This is a genomic window from Streptomyces luomodiensis, from assembly GCF_031679605.1.
In the GTDB taxonomy this organism is placed as follows: Bacteria; Actinomycetota; Actinomycetes; order Streptomycetales; family Streptomycetaceae; genus Streptomyces; species Streptomyces luomodiensis.
The window spans coordinates 8,501,620-8,522,501 of the sequence record NZ_CP117522.1; the positions used below are offsets into that span (position 1 = coordinate 8,501,620).

Annotated in this window: 22 protein-coding genes and 1 pseudogene; 16 read left to right on the top strand and 7 right to left on the bottom strand. The window is 70.1% G+C overall.

All coding sequences use genetic code 11. The features are described 5' to 3' along the window. Positions 1–236: 236 nt before the first annotated feature. The 10 genes from PS467_RS35760 (at position 237) to PS467_RS35805 (ending at position 8,679) form a co-directional block, all read left to right on the top strand. A complete protein-coding gene (locus PS467_RS35760; RefSeq protein ID WP_311038696.1) occupies positions 237–1,118 on the top strand; it encodes a 3-hydroxyacyl-CoA dehydrogenase family protein in 882 nt (293 codons plus the stop codon). Then, positions 1,118–1,381, top strand: a complete 264-nt coding sequence (locus PS467_RS35765) for an acyl carrier protein (protein ID WP_311038697.1) — start codon at positions 1,118–1,120, stop codon at positions 1,379–1,381. The genes PS467_RS35760 and PS467_RS35765 overlap by 1 nt, the downstream gene beginning before the upstream one ends. After that, positions 1,374–2,471, top strand: coding sequence for an acyl-CoA dehydrogenase family protein (locus PS467_RS35770; protein WP_311038698.1), 1,098 nt, complete (start codon positions 1,374–1,376; stop codon positions 2,469–2,471). Before PS467_RS35765 ends, PS467_RS35770 begins: the two co-directional genes overlap by 8 nt. Before the next feature lie 12 nt (positions 2,472–2,483). Next, positions 2,484–3,563 carry an HAD-IIIC family phosphatase gene (locus tag PS467_RS35775; protein ID WP_311038699.1) on the top strand — a complete coding sequence of 360 codons (1,080 nt, stop codon included), beginning with the start codon at positions 2,484–2,486 and terminating at the stop codon, positions 3,561–3,563. 27 nt (positions 3,564–3,590) lie between these two features. Then, positions 3,591–3,944, top strand: coding sequence for a hypothetical protein (locus tag PS467_RS35780; RefSeq protein WP_311038700.1), 354 nt, complete (start codon positions 3,591–3,593; stop codon positions 3,942–3,944). Next, complete coding sequence (locus PS467_RS35785; protein ID WP_311038701.1) at positions 3,938–4,690, top strand: GNAT family N-acetyltransferase; 753 nt, start codon at positions 3,938–3,940, stop codon at positions 4,688–4,690. The genes PS467_RS35780 and PS467_RS35785 overlap by 7 nt, the downstream gene beginning before the upstream one ends. Positions 4,691–4,926: 236 nt before the next feature. Then, complete coding sequence (locus tag PS467_RS35790; RefSeq protein WP_311038702.1) at positions 4,927–5,460, top strand: DinB family protein; 534 nt, start codon at positions 4,927–4,929, stop codon at positions 5,458–5,460. 161 nt (positions 5,461–5,621) lie between these two features. After that, complete coding sequence (locus PS467_RS35795; protein WP_311038703.1) at positions 5,622–6,365, top strand: DsbA family protein; 744 nt, start codon at positions 5,622–5,624, stop codon at positions 6,363–6,365. Continuing rightward, positions 6,362–7,228, top strand: a complete 867-nt coding sequence (locus PS467_RS35800) for a cytochrome c biogenesis CcdA family protein (RefSeq protein WP_311038704.1) — start codon at positions 6,362–6,364, stop codon at positions 7,226–7,228. The genes PS467_RS35795 and PS467_RS35800 overlap by 4 nt, the downstream gene beginning before the upstream one ends. Before the next feature lie 161 nt (positions 7,229–7,389). Then, positions 7,390–8,679 carry an MFS transporter gene (locus tag PS467_RS35805; protein ID WP_311038705.1) on the top strand — a complete coding sequence of 430 codons (1,290 nt, stop codon included), beginning with the start codon at positions 7,390–7,392 and terminating at the stop codon, positions 8,677–8,679. Positions 8,680–8,753: 74 nt separating this feature from the next. Here PS467_RS35805 and PS467_RS35810 read toward each other — a convergent pair whose 3' ends face one another. Then, positions 8,754–8,912: an FAD-dependent oxidoreductase gene (locus tag PS467_RS35810; protein WP_311038706.1), complete on the bottom strand. Its 159-nt coding sequence runs from the start codon at positions 8,910–8,912 to the stop codon at positions 8,754–8,756. 133 nt (positions 8,913–9,045) lie between these two features. Here PS467_RS35810 and PS467_RS35815 point away from each other — a divergent pair, with 133 nt between their 5' ends. Both PS467_RS35815 and PS467_RS35820 read left to right on the top strand, forming a co-directional pair. Then, positions 9,046–9,927 carry a LysR family transcriptional regulator gene (locus tag PS467_RS35815; RefSeq protein WP_311038707.1) on the top strand — a complete coding sequence of 294 codons (882 nt, stop codon included), beginning with the start codon at positions 9,046–9,048 and terminating at the stop codon, positions 9,925–9,927. Positions 9,928–10,064: 137 nt separating this feature from the next. Continuing rightward, the gene (locus PS467_RS35820; protein WP_311038708.1) at positions 10,065–10,592 is read left to right on the top strand and encodes a carboxymuconolactone decarboxylase family protein; all 528 of its coding nucleotides are present in this window, start codon (positions 10,065–10,067) and stop codon (positions 10,590–10,592) included. 62 nt (positions 10,593–10,654) lie between these two features. On the opposite strand, the gene PS467_RS35825 is transcribed toward PS467_RS35820, so the two are convergent. Further along, positions 10,655–12,001, bottom strand: coding sequence for a cation:dicarboxylate symporter family transporter (locus PS467_RS35825; RefSeq protein ID WP_311038709.1), 1,347 nt, complete (start codon positions 11,999–12,001; stop codon positions 10,655–10,657). A 111-nt stretch (positions 12,002–12,112) separates the two neighbouring features. Next, positions 12,113–13,279: a mandelate racemase/muconate lactonizing enzyme family protein gene (locus PS467_RS35830; RefSeq protein WP_311038710.1), complete on the bottom strand. Its 1,167-nt coding sequence runs from the start codon at positions 13,277–13,279 to the stop codon at positions 12,113–12,115. Between the two features lie 106 nt (positions 13,280–13,385). Here PS467_RS35830 and PS467_RS35835 point away from each other — a divergent pair, with 106 nt between their 5' ends. Further along, positions 13,386–14,069: a GntR family transcriptional regulator gene (locus tag PS467_RS35835; protein ID WP_268975860.1), complete on the top strand. Its 684-nt coding sequence runs from the start codon at positions 13,386–13,388 to the stop codon at positions 14,067–14,069. A gap of 263 nt (positions 14,070–14,332) precedes the next feature. After that, positions 14,333–15,067, top strand: coding sequence for a dienelactone hydrolase family protein (locus tag PS467_RS35840; RefSeq protein ID WP_311038711.1), 735 nt, complete (start codon positions 14,333–14,335; stop codon positions 15,065–15,067). A gap of 129 nt (positions 15,068–15,196) precedes the next feature. On the opposite strand, the gene PS467_RS35845 is transcribed toward PS467_RS35840, so the two are convergent. The 3 genes from PS467_RS35845 to PS467_RS35855 are packed head-to-tail and all read right to left on the bottom strand — an operon-like array spanning position 15,197 to position 18,226. Beyond that, on the bottom strand, positions 15,197–16,102 hold the full coding sequence (locus PS467_RS35845; RefSeq protein WP_311038712.1) for an SCO6745 family protein: 906 nt from the start codon (positions 16,100–16,102) through the stop codon (positions 15,197–15,199). 29 nt (positions 16,103–16,131) lie between these two features. After that, positions 16,132–17,049 (bottom strand): fumarylacetoacetate hydrolase family protein, encoded by a 918-nt coding sequence (locus PS467_RS35850; protein ID WP_311038713.1) that lies wholly within the window; start codon positions 17,047–17,049, stop codon positions 16,132–16,134. A 58-nt stretch (positions 17,050–17,107) separates the two neighbouring features. Then, positions 17,108–18,226: an epoxide hydrolase family protein gene (locus tag PS467_RS35855; protein ID WP_311040064.1), complete on the bottom strand. Its 1,119-nt coding sequence runs from the start codon at positions 18,224–18,226 to the stop codon at positions 17,108–17,110. Positions 18,227–18,311: 85 nt separating this feature from the next. On the opposite strand from PS467_RS35855, the gene PS467_RS35860 reads away from it, so the two are divergent. Continuing rightward, entirely contained in the window at positions 18,312–19,262 is a 951-nt protein-coding gene (locus PS467_RS35860; RefSeq protein ID WP_311038714.1) for a LysR family transcriptional regulator, read from the top strand. 51 nt (positions 19,263–19,313) lie between these two features. Here the strand turns inward: PS467_RS35860 and PS467_RS35865 are convergent. After that, a pseudogene (locus tag PS467_RS35865) lies at positions 19,314–19,697 on the bottom strand (molybdopterin cofactor-binding domain-containing protein); the annotation flags it as partial. A gap of 240 nt (positions 19,698–19,937) precedes the next feature. On the opposite strand from PS467_RS35865, the gene PS467_RS35870 reads away from it, so the two are divergent. After that, complete coding sequence (locus tag PS467_RS35870; RefSeq protein ID WP_311038715.1) at positions 19,938–20,837, top strand: helix-turn-helix transcriptional regulator; 900 nt, start codon at positions 19,938–19,940, stop codon at positions 20,835–20,837. The last annotated feature ends 45 nt before the right edge of the window (positions 20,838–20,882 follow it).

Genomic DNA, 20,882 nt, shown 5'->3' on the forward strand with positions numbered 1-20,882 from the left:
CCGCCGCCTCACGCTGGTCCGCCGGATCACTGCTTGATCCCACGGCTTGATCCCGCCGCACCGCGCTGGTGCGCCGGACCGTTCGCCTGATCCACCGCACCACCCCATGCCCCTCGCCGGCACGCCCTGCCGCCCGGCCGCACCGCGCCGGTGGCCGTGGCGGCTCGGCCCCCCCGCCGCCCGGCCGGCCCACCGCCGGGCCGCGGGTCCACGGAAGTGAACGTTCGGGAGGACACGTGACGTCAGCAGCTCATGAGCCGCAGGATCGGGCGCTGGTGGTGCTCGGCGCCGGTGTGATGGGCGTCGGCATCACCACACTGGCGCTCGCCCACGGCGTGCCGGTCACCCTGGTGGACACCGCGGAGGGCGTGCTGCCGGTGGCCCGCGGCCGGATCCGGGAGGGCCTGCGGATGGCGCAGCTGATGGGTGCGCTGCCCGAGGGCGTCACCACCGGCGAGCTGACCGAGGCCACCGCCCCGGCCGAGGTGGACTGGGCGGCCGGCCCGGTCGCGGTGATCGAGGCCATCACCGAGGACGCCGAGCTGAAGGCCAAGGTGCTGGCCGAGGTGGCCCCGGCGGTCGCGCCCGGCACCCCGCTGATCTCCAACACCTCCTCGATCCCGATCGACGAACTGGCGGGCGCGATCGGCCGGCCCGAGGACCTGCTCGGCACCCACTTCATGAACCCGTCGTACCTGATCCCGACGGTCGAGCTGATCCGCGGCCCGCGCACCGGCGAGACCGCGCTGGGTGCCACCCGGGAGCTGCTGGGCCGGCTGCGGCGCAAGGTCATCCTGGTGAACGACGCCCCCGGCTTCGTCACCAGCCGGGTGCTGCACCCGATGATCAACGACGCGGCGCGGGTGGTGGAGGAGGGCACGGCCTCCGTCGAGGACGTCGACGCGCTGATGCAGGGCTGCCTGGGACATCCCACCGGCCCGCTGCGCACGGCCGACCTGATCGGCATCGACAACCTCGTCGACTCGCTGTGGGTGCTGTACCGGCGCACCGGCGACGAGGGCTGCCGACCGTGCGAACTGCTGCTGTCCAAGGTCCGCGACGGACACCACGGCCGTAAGAGCGGCCGTGGCTTCTACACCTACGAAAGGGCGATGTGATGGGTACCAGCACGGAGAACGCGTCCGTCGAGCAGCAGCTGCTGTCCTTCCTGGAGGAGCGGACCAAGACCCCGTGGACGCCCGACCGCGACCTGTTCGCCGACGGCGGCCTGTCCTCCCTCTTCGCCATGGAGCTGGTCGTCCACCTGGAGTCGACCTTCGACGTCACGGTGGCCGGCCCGGACCTCCAGCTGACCAACTTCCGCACCGTCAACGCGATGGTCGCGATGGTCGACCGGTTGCGGCAGGCCGACGGTGAATGACCGCGAGGCCCTGGTCAGCGAGCTGGTGGGGGACCGCGCCGACGCCTGGGACCTGGCCGGTCTGATCCCCACCGAGCTGCTGCGGAAGCTCGGCGAGGCCGGGTTGCTGTGTGGCGAGGTCCCCCGGGAGCACGGCGGGCTCGGGCTGAGCAGCCTGGACAACGGCCGGTTCACCGCGCACGTCGGCAGCCTGTGCAGCTCGCTGCGGTCCGTCATGACCTCCCAGGGCATGGCCGCCTGGACCATCCAACGGCTGGGCAGCGCCCGGCAGCGCGCCGAGCATCTGCCGCGCCTGACCTCCGGCACGCTGGCCGCGGTCGGCTTCAGCGAGCCCCAGGCGGGCAGCGACCTCTCGGCGATCACCACCGAGATCCGCCCGGACGGCGACGATGTGGTGGTCGACGGCCGCAAGGTCTGGGTCACCGCCGCGCACTACGCCGACCTGCTGGTCGTCTTCGGCCGATACGGCGACGGCGCCGCGGCGGTGCTGGTGCCTGCCGACGCCCCCGGTGTCACCGTCGAGCGGGTAGCCGACCCGATGGGCTGCCGGGCCGCCGGGCACGCCGGCATCCGGCTCGACTCGGTGCGGCTGCCGCGCGGCCACGTCCTCGGCGGTGCCGGCGCGGCGCTGACCATGCTGGTCACCGCCGCGCTGTCGTACGGCCGGATGTCGGTGGCCTGGGGCTGCGTGGGCATCCTGCGGGCCTGCCTGGCGGTGGCGTCCCGGCACGCGAAGTCCCGCGCGCAGTTCGGCCGGCCGCTGGCGGAGCACCAGCTGATCGCCGGTCACCTGGCCGACCTGCTGGTGGCCGAGCAGACCGCCACCCGGGTGTGCGAGCACGCCAGCCGCTGCTGGGACAACGGGTCCTCGGACATGGTGACGGCGGCGGTGCTGGCCAAGCACGTCGGTGCCACCCAGGCGGCGACCGCCGCGGCCGCCGCCGTGCAGATCCTCGCGTCGGCGGGCGCGTCGGACGGACACGTGGCGGCCCGTGCGTACCGGGACGCCAAGTTGATGGAAATCATCGAGGGCAGCAACGAGCTGTGCCGGCTGATGCTGGCCCAGCACGCGCTGTCGGTCGCGGGCTGAGAGGGGAACACGGTGGACGGGCAGGTCACCATCGTCAAGTGCGTGGTGTGGGACCTCGACAACACGCTGTGGAAGGGGACGCTGCTGGAGGACGGCGAGGTCGGGCTCTTCGACGGACTGCGCGAGGTCATCGAGGAACTGGACCGCAGGGGCATCCTCCAGTCGATCGCCAGCAAGAACGACCACGACCACGCCTGGGCCAGACTGGAGGCGCTGGGGGTGGCCGAGTACTTCCTGCTGCCCAGGATCGGCTGGGGGCCGAAGTCCGGCTCCGTCCGGGAGATCGCCGAACGGCTCAACTTCGCGCACCACACCATCGCGTTCATCGACGACCAGCCCGCCGAGCGGGCCGAGGTCACCTACCACCTGCCCGATGTGCGCACCTACGACGCCGGGCAGGCGCTCTCCCTGCCCGACCTGCCGGAGTTCTCCCCGCCCGCCTCCACCGTGGACTCCCGCCGTCGCCGGGAGATGTACCGTGCCGGCTTCGCGCGGGACGCGGCGCGCACCGAGTACGCCGGGCCGGACGAGGACTTCCTGCGCTCACTGCGACTCACCATGACCATCGGCAAGGCCGGGGACGAGGAGCTGACCCGGGTCGAGGAACTGACCCTGCGCACCAGCCAGATGAACGCCACCGGTGTGCACTACTCGGACGCGGCGCTGCGCGGCCTGCTCGCCGACCCGGCCCATGAGGTGCTGGTGGTCACCATGTCCGACCGGTTCGGCACACATGGCGCCGTCGGCATCGTACTGCTGGAAAAGCTGGCCGAGGTCTGGCACCTGAAGCTGCTGGCGACCTCCTGCCGGGTGGTCAGCTGGGGCGCCGGCGCCACCATCCTGAACTGGCTGTGCGACCAGGCGGCCGGCAGCGGCGTGCACCTGGTCGCCGACTTCCGCCGCACCGACCGCAACCGGATGATGGAGATCGCCTACCGGTTCGCCGGCTTCTCCGACCAGGACTGCGCCTGCCGGTCCGCCATCACCCACGCCCCGGAGCTCGAGGGCACCGAACGCCTCCACCTGGAGCCGTCCCGGCAGCCCGCGTCGTCGACGGTGACGGTGATCGCCAAGGACATCGAGGGGCGGTGACGGCGGCTTCCCCCCCGGCCCTTCGCCGTGAGCTTCTGGGCGCTGACCCGCCGGTCCGGCGACCCCCTGGTGTGGCAGATCTGTGCCGTGCTCTGCCCGATCCTGTGCGTGGTGCTCGCCGTGATGTACGCGGCGCCGTCCGACCCCGGCGCGGAAGCGACGACGCCGCGGCTCCTGATGCGCGGCGAGCACGCGGCCGTGCTGCTCGGAGCCACCGTCATCGGGCCGCTCGCGGGACTCGGTGTCGGTGTCACCAACGACGGCACCGTGTTCCGCCCCCGTGAGATGATCGGGCGCGCCGAGCACGGGGCGCCGGCCGGGTCGGGCCCCGGGGTGTTCGACTTCCGCGCCCGTCCAGGTAAGGGAACAGCACGATGGTGAACGACGACGACCTGGCACTCGACGACCCGGTGGGTCAGTCACTGGGCGGCCGGCACGCACATCTCGCCCGACGACTCGGCCGGGCCGCCACCTATGTCGCGGACGTGGCAACCTTCTCCGCGGTATCCACCGGCCCGGACGCGGGGGAGTGGGCCGACTTGGCCGGGCTGCTCGGTCCTGGCGCACTCGCCGACATGTTCAGCTGCCCGGCCGTCCCGCCCCCGGACTGGGAGCCGGTGTTCAGTCTCGAGGGCCGTCAACTGATCTGGCCCGGCAGGGGCCGGCCCGGCCATCCGCGTGCCGAACCCGACTCCCACGTGCTCGAACTGGGCGCGGACAGCACGCCCGAGATGCTCGACCTGGTCGCGCGGACCCAGCCGGGGCCGTTCTGGCCCCGCACCCACGAACTCGGCACCTACCTCGGTATCCGGGTCAACGGCACCTTGGTGGCGATGGCGGGGGAGCGCCTGCGGCCGCCAGGCTGGACCGAGATCAGCGCCGTCTGCACCGCTCCCGAGGCACGCGGGCGAGGCCACGCTGCCCGTCTGGTCAGTGCGCTCGCCGCGCGCATCGTGGCGCGCGGCGAACGCCCCTTCCTGCATGTGGCGGAGACGAACACGGGCGCGATCGCACTGTACGAGCGACTCGGTTTCAAGACCCGCAAGCAGGTGACCTTCCGAGGTTTCCGTACCCCCTGCACCAGGAACCAGCAGCAGCCCACCGGTGAGGGCCATACAGGGCAGTGATAGGGGCATTCGGCCCTGCCCCCTACCGGCTTCCGGACCGGCTCTCTACATTGGCGGCGGTGCGCTGCCGCCAGCCGCGCCACCCGGACGTTCGGGAACCGGTGAGACGCGGCTGGTGAGACGCCGCTCGTGAGACGCCGCCGGTGGGACGCCGCCCGTCAGCGGCGCTCGTCGCAGCACGGCTTCGTCAGCACCCTCATGGCCTCGTCCCTCACCGGTCAACTCAAAGAGGAGTCATGTACGAACTGGAAGCGCTGCTGCGTGAGTACGACCGCGCCCGCGGCTACACCGACGAGCTGTGGAAGGACCTGACCCCGGACGAGGTGGTCTGGCGTCCGCGGGAGGATTTCAGCGCCATCGGATGGCACCTCGGCCACCAGGCCCATGTCGCCCACTTCATGATCCGCAATCTCACCGCGGCCGAGCCCAGTCCTGACCCAGCCCTCGACGCACTGCTGGACTCGGCGTTGCCGGAGCGGTTCCGGGGTGCCCTCCCGACAGTGCGACGGCTCACCGCCTTCCGGGAAACCGTCGCCGAGCGGGTGCACGCCCGCATCGGTGACATCGCGGCCGGAAAGGTGAGTGCCCCCACTCAGATGACCATCGTGGCCACACATCTGCTGACCGCTCTGATCAACCACGAGTACCAGCACGACCAGTGGATCGGCGAGGTCCGTGCCGAGCACCTCGGGCACGCACTGCCCACCGACCCCGAATCCGACCACGTCCGCCGTATCGACGGCTACCTTGTCCTGCACCCCTACGCGTGACGCGCGAAGTGCGAGCGGCCTGCCGTGACGGAATCCCCGCCCGGACGTGACCGGTCGCGGACGATTCACACGGCCGTGCCGCCGTGCACCGGCCACAGACGAAGCAGTCCGCCGAACGGATCGCTGTCCACCACTCGTACTCCCAGCACAAGGTTGCCTTCATGCCGTCCTCTTCGTCCCCCGCCACTCACGTCCGCCGCCGCGGCCGCACGCTCGCCGCGGTGGCGGCCGGGCTGACCGCCGTCGGTGCGGTGGTCCTCGCTTTCACGCTCGACGCCGGACCGTCCGGCGGTGCGTCCCACAACTCGCCCGTGGCCGGGACGAGTACGCCCGACGCCCGCTCCGGCGCTCTGCTCGCGCTGGCCCGCCGGGACGCGGACGATCCGCTGGCCTTGGGGAGGGCCGACGCCCCCGTCGTCATGATTGAGTACTCGGACTTCCAGTGTCCCTACTGCGGCAAGTTCGCCCGGGGAACCGAACCGGAGCTGGTGCGCTCCTACGTCGACAAGGGACTGCTGCGCATCGAGTGGCGCAACTTCCCCATCTTCGGTGCGGAGTCGGAGCAGGCCGCCCGCGCGGCCTGGGCCGCCGGTCAGCAGGGCAGGTTCTGGGAGTTTCACGACGAGGCGTACCGCACGACACACAAGAAGAACACGGGCGCTTTCTCCGCCGGCAAACTGACCGACATGGCGCGGGCCGCCGGCGTGGCAGACATCGGCGAGTTCCGTGCGGACATGGCATCCGACAAGGCGGACACGGCGATCCGGAGGGACCGGGAAGAGGGCTATGACCTCGGCGTCACCAGCACACCCGCATTCCTGGTCAATGACGTACCCGTGCTCGGTGCCCAGCCGGCCGACACCTTCAAGCAGGTCATCGAGGCCGCGGCAAAGGCCGCACGGTGACGCGCGACGCGAGCCTCCTGGCCGCTTTCCTCGGCGGACTCCTGGCCCTGCTCAGCCCGTGCAGTGCCCTGCTGCTACCGGCCTTCTTCGCCTACTCCTTCACCACCACGACGAGACTGCTGCTGCGCACCGTGCTGTTCTACCTCGGGCTGTGCACCACCCTGGTGCCGCTCGGCGTCGCTGGATCGTTCGCCAGCCGTCTCTTCTACAGCCACCGGGAGCTCCTGGTCACCGTCGGCGGCTGGACCGTGATCGCCCTGGGAGCCGCGCAGGTTCTCGGACTCGGGTTCGGCGTGCGCCGGCTGCAGGAAGCCGCCGGTGCACGCCGGTCCGGATCGGCCGTCTCCGTCTTCGTCCTCGGCACGGTCTACGGCCTGGCGGGCTTCTGCGCCGGCCCCATCCTCGGCTCCATCCTCACCCTCGCGGCCCTCGGCGGCCGGCCCGCACACGGGGGCCTGCTGCTGGCGGTGTACGCGCTCGGCATGGCGGTGCCGCTGTTCGCCCTGTCCCTGCTCTGGGACCGCTTCGACCTCGGCCGCAAGCGCTGGCTTCGGGGCCGCACCCTGCGCCTGGGGCCTTTGTCCTGGCACACCACGTCCCTGGCCGGCGGCACTCTGTTCATCCTGCTCGGAGTGGTCTTCCTGGTCTTCGACGGCACCGCCGCGCTCCCCTCACCGGTCAGCGTCGAGACGGAAGCGGGGCTGGAGGAACACCTGGCGCACATCGGCAGCGCGGTGCCCGACCGGATTCTCCTGCTCGTCCTCGCCGCGGCGGCGGCGCTCACCGCCGTAGTCCTGCTGGTACGCCGGGAGGCGCCACGGGCGAAACCCCGCCCCGAGGAGCCGTCCCGGCACGGCTCCTGACGACAGCGGGGCAGTTCCGCACCACGTGCTCGTCGTAGCCGTTGCTCGCGGTGCCCGTCGCCGGCCTGTCGGTTCCGCGTCCGTTCGGCTTTTACGACGCGACCGCCCGTGGCACCTCCTCGCTTCACCCGCTCAGTTGATATCTCCAGGAGTGCCCTCACATGAGCACAGAGCACGATGTAAGCGCGAACGCGACGTCATGGCAGACGGAATCACCGGTGCGCTCCGTGCAGAAGCGCACGGTCCGGGTCCTGGCCGCAGCACAGATCGTCGGCGGGGTCGGGGTGGGCGTCTCGGTGTCGATCGGCTCCTTGTTGGCCGAGTCGGTGGCTCAGAGCGAGACCTACGCCGGACTGGCTCGTACGGCCACGACGGCGGGCGCCGCCGCGGTCGGTGTGCCTCTTGCCCTCCTCGCGCAGCGGCGTGGCCGCCGGACCTCCCTGAGCACCGGATGGCTCGTGGCCGCCGTCGGCGGGATCCTGCTCGTAGGGTCGGCGGTGAGCCGGTCGATACCGCTGCTCATAGCGGGCATGCTGCTGTTCGGCATCGGCAGCGCGACGAACCAGCAGAGCCGCTACGCGGCCGCCGACCTGGCCGCGCCGCACCGCCGGGCCCAGGATCTGTCCCTCGTCGTGTGGTCCACGACCATCGGTTCGGTGATCGGGCCGAACCTCGCCGATCCCGGTGCCGCCGTGGCGTCGGCCCTCCACCTGCCTCGACTGGCCGGCGCGTTCGTCCTGGCCACCGTCTGCATGGCGCTGGCATCAGCCCTGTTGTGGGGCCTGCTGCGCCCCGACCCGCTCGTATTGTCCCGCCAGTACCAGGCCGCCGAAGGACTACCGGAAAGCGGCACGGGCACCTCGCAGACCGGCACGCTGCGCGCGGGCCTGCGCCACCTTCGCCACGCCCCGCGGGCGGCCTTCGCGTGCGTGACCATCGTCGTGGCCCACACGATCATGGCAGCGGTCATGACGATGACCCCCGTCAGCATGTCCCAGCACGGCGCGGGTCTCACCATCGTCGGCGTCACCATCAGCGGACACCTGCTGGGCATGTACGCGTTCTCGCCGCTGGTCGGCTGGCTCTCCGACCGGATCGGCCATCTGTCGACCGTGGTGGCCGGTCAGGCCGTTTTCCTCGGGTCCGCCGTGCTGTCGGGGATGGGCGGCGACTCGGTCGGCATGGTGATGGCAGGGCTGTTCCTCCTGGGGCTGGGCTGGTCGTTCAGCCTGGTGGCCGGCTCGGCCATGCTCAGCGACACCACTCCCGCGGCGCTGCGGCCTGGAGTGCAGGGCACCACGGACACCGCGATGAACGTCGTCGCGGCAGTGGGCGCCGGACTGGCCGGGCCCCTCATGGGCTGGATCGGCTTCGGCGGGCTGAACGCCGCCGCCGGAGCCCTGGTCCTGCCGGTGCTCGCCTTCTGGGCCTTCCTCGTCCGCGCACGGTGAGGGGCCCCCGAACGGTCGCCTGCCACTGACTGTCGCCCCGCTCCGGACCACTGCCCCCGCACCCGCCGGCGGTCTCAGCCGGCCGTGACGCCGCTGCTGTTCGCCACCGGGGACAGGATGGCGCGCGCCGCTCGCTCTCCGGAGAGCAGGGCTCCCTCGATGTGTCCGGCGTGGCCGGTGGCCGTCTCGGTGGAGGCCCAGTGAAGCCGGCCGCCGAGCGCCGGCCGCAGCACGGTTACTTCCTGAGCGGGCAGCGGCGAATGTTATAAGTGTGGGTGATGAGGAGGTCACCGAGCAGGCCCACCGTAAACACCGGCCGGCACGGGCGGTAGGCGATGCCGGCGAATAGAGTGATAAGCCATGGCTATGACGGAACGACTGAACGTCGAGGGACTGCGCTATGCGCGGGCGGTCGCCGAGACGAAATCTTTCAGCGCCGCGGCCCGAGCATACGGCGTCACTCAGCCGGCTTTGTCCAACGGGATCGCGAAACTCGAGGAGCGGCTGGGGGAGAAGCTCTTCGACCGATCGCCGCGCGGTGTGACGCAGACGGCGTTCGGCACCCGCATTCTGCCCCTCATCGACCGTGCCGTGGCCGCGCTCGACGCCGTCGCGGCGGAGGCCAGGCGGCTGACCGAACCGGGTGAGCAGAAGATCCGCATGGGGGTCTCGCCGCTGATCGGCGCGCATCTGGTGGCGCGGGCGTTCAGCGCGGTCTGCGACCTGCCGACACCACGCGACCTCGTCCTGCGCGAGGCGAACATGCAGGACCTGCGTGACGGTCTGCGGGCCGGGCAGCTCGACATCATCCTCATCCCGGCCGTGACGGCGATGCCACGCTTCGAGCACCGGATCATCGACGTCGAACCCATCGTCGTCGTCGGCACCGCCGCCGGGGACGATGCCACCCTCGAACTCGCCGAAGCCGCAGACGAACAGTTCATCCTCGTGCCGGACGCGTGCGGACTCACGACATTCACCACCCAGCTTTTCCATTCACACGAAGTTCCCTTGCGCGCGTATCCGGGGGAAGCGGCCAGCTACCGGGTGCTGGAGGAATGGGCCGGTCTGGGGCTGGGCTCGGCAATCATTCCCCGGTCCAGGCTCACGTCCCCCGATGTTCCCCACCGCCCGCTGCTGAACGACGGCCGCGAGGTGCAGATCTCCTTCGAAGCCGTATGGAACCCGGACTCCGCGCTGTGCGCGGACCTCACCCTTCTCGCGCAGGCACTCGGCGCGGCTCGCTAGGTATACGCAATGCTTATGAAGTGATTCAGTAGGCGCCCCTACCGGATCTTCAGGCTTACGCCTAACTTCGCGGTTGTGCTGCGGGGGTGCCGCAGCGCATTCGACGAACCGGAAAGAAGATGTCGAAGGAGTGCAGTGTGAGTGGTGTGCGCGTCGCCCCGTGGCAAAACGACAGTTTTCCCTCTCCGCCCTCCGAATTGCTTGCGGGTATGCAGGCTCGTCGGCCCAACGGCGAGCTGATCGGCATTGATCGGGTGCTGCTGAGGAGCTTTCCCCTCGCAACAGGCTGGAACGAGCTACTGGGCCGGGTTCGCGCCGATTTCAGCCTGGAGCTGGAGTACCGCGAACTGATCATGCTGCGGGTGGCCGTGCTGAACCATGCCGACTTCGAATGGGGTGTGCATTACCCGGCGTACTTGCAGGCGGGTGGCACCGAGGAAAAGTGCCTCGCCCTTAAGGAGCAAAGCGTGAGCGGCGGCGTTTTCGGCGAAGAGGAGCGCGCCCTGATCACGCTCACCGACCAGTCCACGAAACAGGTTGAGGTGAATGCTGACGTCATCGAGGAACTGAAGAACCTGTTCGGTGAGACCAAAACAGTGGAAGCGGTTGCCACGGTCGCGGCCTACAACATGGTCTCTCGCTTCCTGGTGGCGCTGGCCATCTGACGTGGCGGCCCGGCGACCCGGAGCCGCCGCCGGGCGGGTGGGGGATGCGGCAGGCGGGCAGGTCAGGTGTCGGCACCGACCTTGGGGGTGTCGGCGCTCTTCGACGGCGGTTCGGGGGCGGCGCCGGAGTGGAGGACGGAGCGGGCCCGGTCGGCGTCGAAGTCGTTCTCCCATGTGCCGATCACGATGGTGGCGACGGCGTTGCCCAGGACGTTGATGAAGACGCGGCCCTCGTTGAGGATGCGGTCGACGCCGACGATCAGGGAGAGGGCGGCCAGGGGGATGTGGCCGACCGCGGTGACGGTGCTGGCGAGCACGATGAACGCGCCGCCGGCGATGCCCGCGGTGCCCTTGCTGGTGAGCATCATGACGCCCACCATCACCAACTGCTGCTGCCAGGAGAGGTCGATGCCCACGGCCTGGGCCAGGAACAGGGAGGCCATCGTGAGGTAGACCGCGGAGCCGTCCAGGTTGAAGGAGAACCCGGAGGGGATGACGATGCCGACCACGGGACGGCCGATGCCGAGGATCTCCAGCTTGCGCACCAGCTGCGGCAGGACGGCCTCGCTCGAACAGGTGCTCAGCGCGACGAGCAGCTCGGCCTTCAAGAACCGCATGAGGCCGAACAGGCTCAGACGGCAGGCGCGCATGATGGCCCCGAGCACGACCAGCACGTACAGGACGCAGGTCGCGGTGAACAGGACGATCAGGTAGGCGAGTTGTTTCAGGCTTTCCGCGCCGTAGGTGGCGACGACCGTGGCCAGCGCGCCGAACGTGCCCAGCGGTGCCAGGCGCATCACCCAGCCCACGATGCGGAACACGACGTCCGACAGGGCCCGGATGCCGCGGGTCAGCGGAGCGGCGTCCTCGCCGGCCATGTTCAGTGCCACGCCGAAGACGATCGAGACCATGAGCGCGGCCAGGATCGCGTCCCCGGTGATCGCGCCCAGCAGCGAGGAGGGAATCAGGGAGGAGACGAACCCGGTGAAGGTGGCGTGCTCGGTGGCGGTCTCGGGCACGTCGTCCGCGTTCAGCGTCGAGGGATCCACGTTCAGACCGGACCCGGGCTGGAAGATGTTGGCGACCACCAGTCCGATCAGCATCGACACCAGCGACAGCACCAGGAAGTAGCCGATCGCCTTCACCCCGATCCGGCCCGCCTTGCGCAGGTTGTCCATGGAGGCGATGCCGGTGGTCACCACGCAGAAGACGACCGGGACCACGATCATCTTGACCAGAGCGATGAACCAGTCGTTGAGCGGCTTCAAATCCTCACCGAACCCCGGGGCGAGGACGCCGACCACGATCCCGAGGACCGCGGCCAGCACGACCTGGAACCACAGCTCACGTAGCAGACGGTTCAGCCGCGACCGCTGCGGGCGGCCGACGGCAGTGGTGGCGCGTGTCATCGTTGGTGCTCCCTTGCACGACGATCGTGTGTATCCCGGTCCCGATGGACGCGGCTGCGCCGGCGGCAGGGGCCCCACGGCCGAGTGGGGCCCGCCTGCCGCGGTGCCGGTTCAGCTGTGCAGGTCGCGCAGCACCTTGTAGAAGGCGGCCTTGCCCTCGAAGCCGATGCCGGGGATGTCGGTCAGGCCGACCCGGCTTTTGTTGACGACGGCGTCGTCGGCGAAGCCGCCGGTGGGCTGGAACTCGCCCGGGTAGGACTCGTTGCCGCCGAGCTTGAGGGCGGCGGCGATGTGCAGGGAGAACTGGTGTCCGCCGTGCGGGACGCAGCGCCGGGAGGACCAGCCGTGCTGCCGGAGCATGTCCTGGACGCGCAGGTACTCCGTCAGGCCGTAGGAGAGGGCGGGGTCGACCTGGATGGTGTCGCGGTCGGGGCGCAGCCCGCCGTAGCGGATCAGGTTGCGGGCGTCCTGGAGGGAGAAGAGGTTCTCGCCGGTGGCGATGGGTCCGGCGTAGTGCTCGGCGACGGTGGCGTTGAGCTGGTAGTCCAGCGGATCGCCGATCTCCTCGTACCAGAACAGGCCGTAGGGCTCGATGGCCCGCCCGTACTCCAGCGCCGTGGCGAGGTCGAAGCGGCCGTTGACGTCGACGGCCAGCCGGGAGCCGTCGCCGTCCAGCACGTCGATGACGGCCTCGATGCGGCGCAGGTCCTCGGCCAGGTCGGCGCCGCCGATCTTCATCTTGACCACGTCGTAGCCCTGGTCGAGGAAGCCGCGCATCTCGTCCTGTAGATCGGCGAGGGTCTTGCCCGGCGCGTAGTAGCCGCCGGCGGCGTAGACGAACACCGAGTCGTCGGGCTCTCCGTCGCCGTAGCGCTCGGAGAGGTACCGGTACAGCGGCTTGCCCTCGATCTTGGACGCGAGATCGAACAGTGCCATGTCCACCACGCCGACCGCGACCGAGCGCTCGCCGTGTCCGCCGGGCTTCTCGTTGCGCATCATGATGTCCCACGCCTTGGCGGGATCCAGGCGGCCCCGCTCGTCCAGGAGGCTGCCGGGCTCCGCTCCCATCAGCCGCGGCAGAATGCGCCGGCGCAGGATCTCACCGGCGCTGTAGCGCCCGTTGGAGTTGAAGCCGTAGCCCACGACCGGCTTGCCGTCGCGGATGACGTCGCTCTCGATGGCGACGATCGAGCAGTCCATGGAGCTGAAGTCGATCCAGGCGTTGCGGATCGAGGAGCTGATCGGGACGGTGCCCTCGTAGACGTTGGTGATCTGCACGCGACGGCCTTTCTCATATCTTATAAGTTGCGTCGGTGTTAGGCTGAGGCGTCCTGATGGGGACTGTCAAGGGGTGCGAGGACCCGGAAAGGATGCACTGGGGGCGATGCCAGGTACGAACACCTTCCTCAGCAAGAGCGATCTCGCCTACGCGGAACTCCGCGGCCGGATCCTCACCGGTGCCCTCCCCGCCGGCTCACGGCTCGCGCAGTACGACCTCGCCGAGTCCCTCAATATGAGCATCACGCCCTTGCGCGAGGCGATCCGCCGCCTCAGCAGCGAGGGACTGGTCACCGTGGAGACCCACCGCGACGTGCGTGTCTCCCCCATGAGTTCGCACGAGGCCCGGCAGCTGTTCGAGGTGCGTCTGTCCCTGGACCCCACCGCCGCGGAACTCGCCGCCACCCGGCGCACCGCGGCTGACATCACCACCATGCGAGCCGCGGTCGACAGGCTGCTCCCCGTCACACGTCAGTGGGGCGAGGAGGCGCTCACCGCGCACCGCGCCTTCCACCAGGCGCTGTACCGGGCCTCGCACAACGATGTCCTCATCCGGCTCCTCGACGACCTGTGGGACAAGTCCGACCGCTACCGCCGCCTCGGACTCGAACTCCCACCCGGCGACGAACCCCGCACCCGGGACCTGCGAGAGCATCGCCAACTCGTCGACCTCATCGAGGAGGGGCGGCCCGCCGAAGCCGCCCGGCTGATGCGCGACCACATCACCAACAGCCTCACCGCCACCGCCATCAGCGCCCTCGAGGACCGTGAAGGCGCCCGTACGGTGTGAGACGCGGGAGAGTTGAGCAGCGCGTCGACCGGACGCAGGATGACGGGGGGCTGGCAGCGGCTTCATCCGGTGGGCTATGTTGTGCTGCTATGACGACCGGGACGGCATTGCGCCACACACGGATTGGTGACCCGGTGCTCTTCTGAGCGCCGTACGGGCCGGTGCCGGCCCGCTGTTGGACCGAGGACCTGGTGCTGCTGCGCGGGCTCCACCTCCGTCGTGTTGATCACAGGCTCGACACATCAACCACGACAGGAGAGTTCATGCCCACCAAGATGTTGCAGATTCCCACCGCGGACGGCCAGGCCGACGCGTTCGCGGCCTTCCCCGACGGTGGCGGGCGGCACCCGGGGGTGCTGATGTACGCGGATGGCTTCGGTATCCGGCCCGTGCTGCGGGAGATGGCCCGCGAACTCGCCGAGCACGGGTACTTCGTGCTCGTCCCCAACCTCTTCTACCGGCACGGCCCGGCACCGGTGATCGAACTTCCCGAGTACATCGGAGAAGAAGTCCGGCCCGCGGTCTTCGCCCAGCTGATGCCCTTGATCGAGGCGCATACCGCCGAACGTGTCCTGAGCGACGCCGACGCCTACCTCAGGTTCCTCACCACCCAGCCCGAGGTCGGCGCCGGACCGGTCGCGGTGACCGGCTACTGCATAGGCGGCCTCCTGGCCATGCGCACCGCCGCGGCCCACCCCGGCCAGGTGGCCTCCGTCGCCGCATTCCACGGACCCGTGGATGTCGATGGACCTGACCTCTTCTCCAAGCTCACCGCCGAGATCCACCTGGGCCACGCCGAAGGCGACATGACACCTGAAGCCCTCGGCGAGCTCAACCAGGCCCTGGACGCCGCAGGTGTCAGCTACACCTCGGAGATCTACCCCGGCACCATCCACGGCTTCACCATGTCCGACACCGACGCCTTCGACCCCGCCGCACTCCAGCGCCACTGGGACCGCCTGCTGCCCCTTCTCCGCCGCACCCTGGCCAACGGCTGAGGCGCCGGCCCGGAAACCGGCGCACGGTCCCCGGCACCCTGTGGGTTCTCCAGGCCCACCTCGGCATCGGCAAACCCCATGTCACCGCCCGGATGGACGACCGGCGGGGTGTTCGCCACCGCGAGCGGACTACCTGGCCGCCTCCGGATCCGCCGACCGCGTGTCTCCCATCTCCACGCGGAAGGGGTATGTCCCGGCTGCGGTGAACGCGTCGTGGATCGGCATGAGGAGTGAGGTGAGACGACGGACGTTCGCGTCGCCGATCGGCGTCCACAGCGCGGCGCAGTGCGCGTCGGTCTCTGCCTCGATCTGCTCGCGCGCCGCGACGCCGGCATCGGTCGCGGTGCCGTCGGCGTTGAGCCAGCCGCGTGCGACGAGGCGTGACGTCGCCGCGGCCACCTCCTCGTCGCTCCACAGCCGGGTGGCACGTGCGATCGCTTCCGGGAAGTGGCCGGTCGCGGTTTGCAGAACGTTGCCGTCGCACGGCCCGATGTCGTTGGCGGCGAGCACGGTGACATGCGCGTCGCCGCGCCACTCGCGCACCACCGTGATCTGCTGCCATAGCGCGACGAGCGGATCGGAGGGGAGGGGGACCGAGACGTTGGCGGCGGCCATCGGCTTTCCGGCGTAGTCGGCGCTCGCGACGACCGGGTCGATCAGCGATCGTGCCTCCGCGATCTGATCGGCCGTGAGGTCTACGTCGACGCGACGCAACGCACGGTCGGCGGCCGCGAAGCGAGCGGCCTGCCACTGTTGCGGCGTTGCGGTATCCCACACGCCTGCCATGGCCCGCACCGACCGCGGGCTGAAGCTGTAGAAGGCCGCGAGCGTGACCTGCCAGGGAACTGCGCCCATCGGGGCCGCCCGGAACGCGAAGTACGCCGGACCGTACTCGGTCACGCCGAGCTTCCCGGCCTCTTCCGGTGCCTCGGGGATGAAGTAGATGAACAGGTGGGTCGCGTTGATGGTGAGGCTGACCTCGCGAACGGCGTTCAGGTCCATATTGGCACGACCAAAGGTGCTGGTGAGATGCATCGCAGGGTGTCTCCTGGCACGTCGTAGGATCAACGTCGGGTGAGGGGTGGCGCAAGGGTGAGCGGCTCCGGCGCGGTGATCCGTGCGGAGATCGCGCCGAGTTCTTGTACGTCGATCCGGACCGTGTCTCCCGGTGCCAGGTAGGGGCGGTGGTCGGACAACTCCTGGATGCAGCCGGTGCCCACGGGGCCGCTGGCGAGGATGTCACCGGCTCGCAGCGTGGTGCCGCGCGACGCGTGCGCCAGCATCTCGCCGAACGACCAGTGGATCTCGTCCCAGCTGCCGCCGCCGTAATGCTCGTCGTTGACGTACCCGTCCATCCGCAGCGCATAGCCCTTGCCCGAGCGGTAGGGCTCCAGCTCGTCGGGGGTGACGAGGAACGGGCCGAGGCTGGTCGATGCGTCCTTGCTCTTGGACGGGCCGTACACGAACCCCATCTCGCTTGCGGAGATATCGCGTGCGCTCCAGTCGCAGTAGACCAGGTAGCCCGCGATGTGCTTCTCCGCCGTGGCGGCGTCGAGGTTCGAACAGTCCCCGGCGACCACCGCGGCGACCTCGACCTCGTAGTCCCAGTCCTGCGCGCCCGGGGCGATGGGGATCTCGTCGTGCGGTCCCTTGATCGCCGCCGGGTTGGAGAAGAAGAAGAGCGGATACTCGTACCAGACCGGGCTGACCGTACCGTCGCCGACGGCTGCCTTACCCGCGTTGCTGATGTGGCGCTCGAACGCGGCGAAGTCCCGGACCGCCGGGGGTACCGGTATCGGCGCCAGCAGGTGGGCCGTGGCCAGCTCCACGATCTCGGTCGGTTCCCTGGTGGCGGCGGCCTCCAGCCCGCCTTCGGCGCGCAGCAGCTCCAGCAGGTCCGTACCCAGGGCGTGAATGGTGTTGTCGTGTACCACGCCGCAGCGTGTGGAGCCGTCCGCGGAGCGGTAGCTGACCCATCTCATCGGGCAAGCACCTCCCGGGTGTAGTCGTGGAACCGCCGTGCGCTGATCACGACCGTCTTCATGCGCCCACCGTCCGCGCGAACGCAACGATCTCCTCGACGAAAAGCTCCGGCTCCTCCAGAGCGGCGAAGTGGCCGCCCGCGGGGATGTCGTCGTTGAAGTAGCGCAGGTCGTGGTAGGCGCGCTCGGCCCAGATGCGCGGGGTGCGCGTCAGTTCGTCCGGGAAGACGCTGACACCGACGGGAAGGTCCAGCTCGGTCGGAGCGAGCGGCTGCCGGGCGTACTCCCAGTACAGGCGGGCGGAGGAAGCACCGGTACCGGTGAACCAGTAGAGGGAGATGTGGTCGAGGATCTCGTCGCGGGTGAGGGCGTCGGGCCGGGTCCAGTCGAGGAACTTCTCGTAGATCCACGCGGCCTGCCCGGCCGGGGAGTCGGTCAGGGCGTAGCCGATGGTCTGCGGCCGGGTGCGCTGTACGACGTGGTATCCGGAATGGACGGCGAAGAAGCGGCTGCCCTGTTCGAGCGCGGCCTTCTCCTCGGGGGTCGGATCGTCGCCGACCGGCGGTGCGGCGAGGAACTCGGGGAAGTTGACGTGGATCGCGCGCAGACCCGCCGGGCGCTGCGCCCCCATGCGGGTCGCGACGACCCCGCCCCAGTCGCCGCCCTGGGCCAGGTAGGAGTCGTAGCCGAGGCGCTGCATGAGTACGCCGTACGCGCGGGCGATCCGGTCCGGGTTCCAGCCGGTGGAAGTGGGCTGGTCGGAGAAGCCGTAGCCGGGCATCGAGGGGATGACGAGGTGGAAGCCGCGCTCGGTGAGCGGGCCGACGGTCTTGAGGAACTCCAGGAACGAGCCCGGCCACCCGTGCAGCAGCAACAGGGGAGTGGCGGCGGGGCGGGGCGAGCGCACGTGCAGGAAGTGGATGCCGAGACCGTCGAGGGTGGTACGGAACTGGCCCAGCTCGTTGAGCTGCCGCTCGAGCTTGCGCCAGTCGTAGCCGGAGGCCCAGTAGTCCAGCAGTTCCTGGAGCCGCTCCCGCTGCACTCCCTGGCTGCTGTCGGGTGTTGTCTCCCGGCCGGCCAGGCGTACCCGGCGGAGTCGGTCCTTCAGATCCTCCAGGGCACTGTCCGGAATGTCGATGCGAAACGGTGTCACGCTGTTCGATGTCACGATCACCACGGTGCGGCCGCGATGCGTCCCCGGTCCAATGATTGTTCCGTAAAACGTCATACGAAGCTTGTATAACGCCAGCTAGGATGGGTCGGTGTCCGATCCCTTCCCCGCGCCCGTGGACCTCGACCTGCGGCTGGTGCAGTGCTTCACGGTGGTCGCCGAGCACCAGCATTTCGGCCGTGCCGCCGAGGCGCTGCACACCACCCAGCCGTCACTGAGCCGGCAGATCCGCCGTCTCGAACAGCAAGTGGGCGCCCGCCTGCTCGACCGCACCACGCACGGCACCCGGCTCAGCGAGGCCGGCGAGATCTTCCTGCCCCAGGCCAAGGAGCTGCTGCGCGCCGCGGTCGAGGCGATGGCCCGCACCCGCGCCGCGGCCCGGCCCAGCAGCGTCACCATCGGCTACACCAAGGGGCTGATCATCACTCCGGCCGTGCGCGCCCTGCGCGACCGCCATCCCGATGCCGAGGTCCACACCCGCCTGCTCGCCTGGAACGACTCACGCGGCGCGTTGCTGGAGCACCGCGCCGACGCGGTGGTGACGCGGCTGCCGTTCCCCACCGACCAGCTACGCGTCACCGTCCTCTACGACGAGCCGCGCGTGCTGGTCGTGCCGCGAGACCATCGTCTGGCCGGCAAGGAGTGGGTCACCCTCGACGACATCGCCGACGAGCCGATCCCCCACGTACGCCAGTCCGACCCGTTGCTGAACGCCTACTGGCGGCTCGACCCCCGGCCCGACGGTCGGCCCGCGCCCGACGGCCCGCTGGTCGAAGCCCTCGAGGACAAACACGAACTCATCGCCGCCGGGCGGGCGGTGGCCATCGGGCCGCCCCTCGACTACGCGACCGGCCTGCATCCCAGCCTCACCACCGTCCCGTTGCACGGGGTCGAACCCAGCCAGGTCGTGCTCGCCACCCGCACCGGCGACCGCAGCCGCCTGGTCACCGCTTTCCGCAAGCATGCCGAAACTCTGCTCACCGGAGACCACCGGGCTGGACTGGATCGCCCGGCAGGTGGGGCGCGGGGCCGCCGCGGGTGAAGCGGCGCAGGACCTGCTCGGCCTCGGCGGCACCCAGGCGCGGGGCTGGTGTCAGAGCAATGCCTCCGCGGTGATCGGCAGTTCGCGGACGCGGCGGCCGGTGGCGTTGAAGACCGCGTTGGCGATGGCGGGCGCCACACCGGTGATCACCAGCTCGGCGAGGCCCTTGACCCCGAGCGGATCGGCGTCGTAGTCCTCACTGTCGAGGTAGACGGCTGTGAGGTCGGGGACGTCGGCGTTGACCGGGACGAGGTAGTCGGCCAGGTTGGCGTTGACGATCCGGCCGTCGCGGTGGTCGGTGACGGTGTGCTCCAGCAGGGCCGCACCGATGCCGCCCACCATGCCGCCGATCGCCTGGCTCTCCGCCAGCTTGGGACTGATGATCCGCCCCGCGTCGTACACGGAGAGCATCCTCCGCACCCGCACCAGGCCCAGCGCCAGCACATGCACGACGAACGGCAACCGGGCGGACGCGGGCGCCCCCTCGTCTTCGGCGTGTGTCGAAGCAGGACCGCGCAGGGCTTGTCGACAGGTGCTCACTTCTCCGTCTCCGGTGGGTGGGGGATCGGGCTCGGTCCCCCAGGAAACCGTCTACGGCGCACGGGAGGGAGGTCGAGTTAAGGGGGGTACAAGCTCGACCTCCCTGTCCGCCGGCAGATGACTACGGTGGACCGCATGGATGAGCGATCGGACAACCGCGCCGAGATCCGTGACTTCCTCGCCGGCCGCCGGGCCAGGATCACCCCGGAACAGGTCGGGCTGCCCACCAGCGGCAGGCGCCGCGTCCCGGGGCTACGGCGCGAGGAGGTCGCCGTCCTCGCCGGGGTCAGCACGGACTGGTACACACGGCTGGAGAAGGGCCACATCAGCGGCGTGTCCGTGGACGTCCTCGGCGCCGTCGCCCGCGCCCTGGACCTGGACGAGGACGAACGCACCTACCTGTTCGACCTGGCCCACGCGGCCCGGCCCGACCGCCGCGCCCCCGCCCGGCGCAAGAACGCCGAGGTCCCGTCCAGCGTCCAGTGGATGCTGGACTCCATCACCCTGTCGGCCGCCTTCGTGGCCAACGGCCGCCTGGACGTCGTCGCCACCAACGCACTGGCCCGTGCCCTGCACGCGCCCATGTTCGACAGCCCCACCACCGCCGAACACGGCCACGCCAACTTCGCCCGCTACCACTTCCTCGACCCCGGCGCCCAGCACTTCTTCGTCGACCACGACGCCGCCTGCGCCACCACCGTCGCCCTGCTGAGGGCGGAGGCCGGTCGCGACCCCTCCGACCGGGAGTTGCGCGCCCTCATCGGCGAACTGTCGACGCTCAGCCCCGAGTTCCGCACCCTGTGGGCCGCCCACAACGTGCGCATCCGCCACGATGGCGCCAAACGGCTGCGCCACCCCGAAGCCGGCCGCCTGGAACTGGCCTACCAGTCCATGGAGCTGCCCATGCCCCGCCGGGCCGGCTATGTGCTCACCCTCTACACCGCGGAACCGGACACCCCCTCCGAAGAGCGCCTGCGGCTCCTGGCCAGCTGGGCGGCCACCCCTTCACGGTCCGCACAGGGGCTGTCACAATAATTAATAATTAATGCCCGGCGCTATCATGGGGCCGCGTTCGCACGC